This is a genomic window from Micromonospora sp. NPDC005163 (assembly GCF_053599835.1).
This window is the reverse complement of record NZ_JBSFYP010000143.1, coordinates 1-4,196: the sequence shown is the minus strand read 5'-3', so window position 1 is coordinate 4,196 and position 4,196 is coordinate 1. Positions and strand designations below refer to the sequence as shown.

Here is a 4,196-nt window from a genome sequence, read left to right as displayed (position 1 = left end):
GGCGTCCGGCACTGGTTCGCTCTCGGTGCCGACCCGCAGGTCGGCTCGTACGATCAGCATCCCGCGCCCGTCGATGGGCAGATCGGTGTGGCTGCGCACCATCGGATTGGCGGCGTTGCCGACGGTCCACACGATCAGATCGGAGTCGAACTCCTGCCCGGTCGACAGCACCACGTGACCGTCGCGCGCGGAGATCAATTGGGCATTGAGGTGTATGCGTGCCCCGCGCTTCTCCAGCGACCGCACTACCCATTGCCCGGGTCCGTCGGAGACCTCGGGAAGGATCCGGTCCCGGGCCTCCACCAGGTGGAACTGCAGCTCGGCAGGGTTCAGCTCGGGGTACGCCCGCATCAGCGACGTCGCCAGGGACAGCAGCTCACCGAAGCCCTCGACGCCGGAGAACCCACCGCCCACGAACGTCACGGTGAGCAGCCGCCGGCGCAGCGGCCCCGGCTCGAGCGTCGAGGCCCGGTCGAAGGCGGTCAGCAGCCGATCCCGGATCGCCACCGCCTCCTCGACGTGCTTCATGCCGATCGCCTGCTCCGCTACGCCGGGAATGGCCAGCTTGCGGGTCACCGCGCCGGCGGTGACGACGATGATGTCGTAGCCGAGCGCGAACTCCGGACCCTCGGCCGGCTGCACAGTAGCCGTCCTGTGTGCATGGTCTACCGCAACGACCGCACCCGAAATGAGCGTGGCCCGGCGTAGGTGCCGGCGCAGCGACACCGCGGCGTGTCGCGCCTCGACCGATCCGGCCAGCACCTCGGGAAGAAACGGCTGATACGTCATGTACGGGCGCGGATCGACCACGACGACCCGTGCCTCGTCCCGCCGAAGCTTCTTCTCCAGCTTCCAGGCCGTGTAGAAGCCGGCGTAGCCGCCGCCGGCCACCAGAATCGTTCGCACGGTGTCCTCTGTTTCTCTCGCAGTCGACACCTATATGACCAGGTAGCGCGCTGGTTTGTGACGTCGGCGGATCAGGCCAGTCCGGACACCGCTGCGGTCTCCTCAGGTTTATCATCCACAGTACGTGATCGAGGCCCTCGGTCGAGGCGCTGACCGTGAGCACGGCGGCCAAGGTGCCGTCGCGCCGCAGCACGGCGGAGGTCTGGCCGTTCGTGTTCGCCCACCCCACGTCGAGGCCGTCCCAGAACCAGGTGATCGCGTTCAGGAACTTCGCCACGCGCACCACTCCCACCAGCGGCCGGCGGGCGACGCCCAACGCGCCGTTGCCGTCGGACAGGCTGGTCACGTTCCCCGCGAAGAGCCGCTCCAGCGCGGTCATGTCGCCCGAGCGGGCGGCCGCGATGAACGTGGTCAGCAGCTCCCGTTGTGCGGTGGTGTTCGCTGGTGTGCGCGGGACGGCGTGACCGAGCGTCCCGCTTCAAACCTGCAGCGGCAGTCCGTCGTGATGTAGACGAAAGCCGTCAAGAACAGCGGGATCGACCGCGAGACGCAGGTTAGGAAGCTGTTGCGCGATTCGTTCGAACATGATCCGGCTCTCCAGCCGGGCCAGGTGGGCGCCGAGGCAGAAGTGGATCCCGTGCCCGAAGGCGATGTGCTTGCGAACGTCGGTGCGGTGGATGTCGAACACGTGCGGCCGGTCGAACACTGTGGGGTCACGGTTGGCTCCCCACAACGACAGTCCCACGCGGTCGAACGCAGGGATCCGCCCACCAGCTATCTCGACGTCCTCGAGGGCAAATCGCGGTGGCACGATCTCGACCGGGCCCCGGAACCGGAGTGTCTCCTCGACCACCGCTGCCGCCAGCAGCGGATCGTCCCGCAGTGCCTGCCATTGGTCGGGATGGGTGAGCAGGAGTCGAATGCCGTTGCTGATCAGGTCGACGGTTGTCTCCTGGCCGGCGATGAGCAGCAGCTGCACCAGCGCCACCAGTTCGTCCCGGTCGAGTCGGTCGCCCTGTTCCTCGTGGGCCACCAGTTGCGATATCAGGTCATCGGCGGGGACGGCCCGCCGCCGGGCCGCCAGCTCGTCGAGGTATGCCGCGAATGCCAGCGTGGCGGCCGAGCTGTCGATGCTGGCCGACACGATCGCCGCCGACCAGGCGCGGAACTGTGGCCGGTCCGGTTCCGGAATGCCGACCAGCTCGGCGATGACGTTGACCGGCACCGGGTCGGCAAGGTCGGCGATCCCGTCGATCCGTCCCTGCTGGCGCGCCCGCGCGACCAGCCGGTCGGCGAGTTGGCTGATCCACGGCTCCAACCGGGCCACTGCCCGTGCCGTGAAGCCGCCGCTGACCAGCCCACGCAGGCGGGTGTGGTCGGGCGGATCAAGGCTGATGAGCTGGCGGGCCTCGATCCTCGCTACCTCCGACAGTTCGTGCCGGGCGGGTTGCCTACCGCCGGGGCAACGCCGGTGAACCTCGTGTCCGATCGCCGGGTGACGCAGCCCTTCCAGCACATCGGCATGTCCGGCGATCATCCAGAACCGGTTGCCTGCGGGATCGATCTGAAGGACCGGCTTGCCAGTGGCTCGCACCCGGTCGTAGAACCTGTGCGGGTCACGGCGCACCACCGGATCCCACAACTCCGAGACGCCGAACTCGGTGGCCACGTCGCCTCCATCAGCGGGAAGTGCACTGTGTGCTCCGGTCGCCTTGCGCATCCTGTCGGATGGCGCACGTTTGGTCACCACGTCGTGTGTCTGGCTTCGGAGCGGACGGCTGACGGCCGACCAGCCAGGCCTGTTGAGCGCTAACATAGAGATGTTTCCGGCACGTGTCAATCGAGCGTTTTTGCTTGCCCGACGGCACTGTCGACCTTAGAGTTAGCGCTCACATTGGTTGGTGATCAAGGCCCCCCGCCGCTGACTCAGCGCCTTCCGTGGGCCGCCGCGGGCACCGGCGTCTGTGGGCCAGCACAACGGTTTAGTGGAGGAGCTTCGATGAGATAGCGCCAACCCATCGACGAGCCTTGTCACGGCTTGGAGGGCGGAACGCGCCGAGCACCGCGGCGTCCCTCCTTGCAGTCGCCGGGCTCGCGCCGCACGCATGACACCTGCACACGAGACGGACCGCCACGGGGGCCAACCGTCGACAACTCCCTGAGCGACTACCCCAACACGCCCAGCGGCATCCCGCCCGCTACTGGCCGACCGCTGTCATCCGGGCCCATCATTCGCTCGGTCATCGCTACCTCCGTCCGGCATGACAGCTGACCACCCCGGCCGAGGCCAATCCATCAAGCGGATCGACCGCGAGCAAGAGGCTGGCCGAGCGGTCAGTACCGACCGACATGTGAGGACGATTCCAAGTGACCCAACCCGACAAGCGCCCCATCAGTCGGCGCAAAGTTCTTCAGGCATCAGCCATCGGTGTGGCCGCGGCGGCCACCGCAGGCGCGTTGCCAGCGACAGCCGCCGAGGCGGCACCAGCCGTCGAGGCGGCAGCAGGCCTGAGCGCGCTCGCCGCGACCCCGGCCGATCTCGGCCCCGGCGCTACCGCCCCGGTCAGGCCGTTCCAGCTGCGGGAGGTGAAGCTGGGCGACGGACTGCTCCAGGAGAAGCGCGACCGCATGAAGGCCTGGCTCCGGCAGTTCGACGAGCGGCGGTTCCTCGTGCTGTTCAACAACCAGGCTGGTCGGCCGAACCCGGCGGGCGTTTCCGTCCCGGGGGGCTGGGAGGACGGTGGACTGCTCAGCGGCCACTGGGCTGGCCACTTCATGACGGCCTTGGCGCAGGGCTACGCGGACCTTGGCGAGCCGATCTTCAAGAGCAAGCTCGACTGGATGGTCGGCGAACTCGCGGCGTGCCAGGCTGCGATCACCGCGCGGATGGGCGATGGCGGTCCGGGCGGTGAGGAGCCGCAGGAGCCGCAGATCGGCCGGGTGCCGGGCCGCTTCGGCAGCGCGCTCCGTCTGAATGGTCCCAGTCGGGCGCAGCATGTGACCCTTCCGCAGGAGGCGATCAGCCAGCTCGCCGACTTCACGATCGCCACCTGGGTGAACCTCGCGGCCACTCAGAGCTGGAGCCGGCTGTTCGACTTCGGTCAGAACACCACGGTCAACATGTTCCTGACTCCGCGTGCTGGGGTTACCGGAAACGTGCCGCGGTTCGCGATCACGGTCAGCGGTGGTGGTGGGGAGCAACGGATCGACGGTAACGCGGCGTTGCCGACCAACCAGTGGGTGCACCTGGCCGTCACGCTCACCCAGCAGACCGGCACGCTGTACGTGAA

General features: G+C 68.1%; 4 protein-coding genes. 2 read left to right on the top strand and 2 right to left on the bottom strand.

Features of this window, described 5'->3' with window-relative positions:
- Nucleotides 1-906 (bottom strand): NAD(P)/FAD-dependent oxidoreductase (locus tag ACWD6N_RS37465; protein ID WP_450006715.1); only part of this gene is annotated, 906 nt, incomplete at its 3' end.
- 155 nt (nucleotides 907-1,061) lie between these two features.
- Between ACWD6N_RS37465 and ACWD6N_RS37460 the strand changes: the two genes are divergently transcribed.
- A complete protein-coding gene (locus ACWD6N_RS37460) occupies nucleotides 1,062-1,370 on the top strand; it encodes a hypothetical protein (protein ID WP_450006713.1) in 309 nt (102 codons plus the stop codon).
- Between the two features lie 14 nt (nucleotides 1,371-1,384).
- On the opposite strand, the gene ACWD6N_RS37455 is transcribed toward ACWD6N_RS37460, so the two are convergent.
- Nucleotides 1,385-2,746 carry a cytochrome P450 family protein gene (locus ACWD6N_RS37455; protein WP_450006711.1) on the bottom strand — a complete coding sequence of 454 codons (1,362 nt, stop codon included), beginning with the start codon at nucleotides 2,744-2,746 and terminating at the stop codon, nucleotides 1,385-1,387.
- 527 nt (nucleotides 2,747-3,273) lie between these two features.
- Here ACWD6N_RS37455 and ACWD6N_RS37450 point away from each other — a divergent pair.
- The coding region (locus tag ACWD6N_RS37450; RefSeq protein ID WP_450006709.1) for a LamG-like jellyroll fold domain-containing protein at nucleotides 3,274-4,196 on the top strand (923 nt) is incomplete at its 3' end.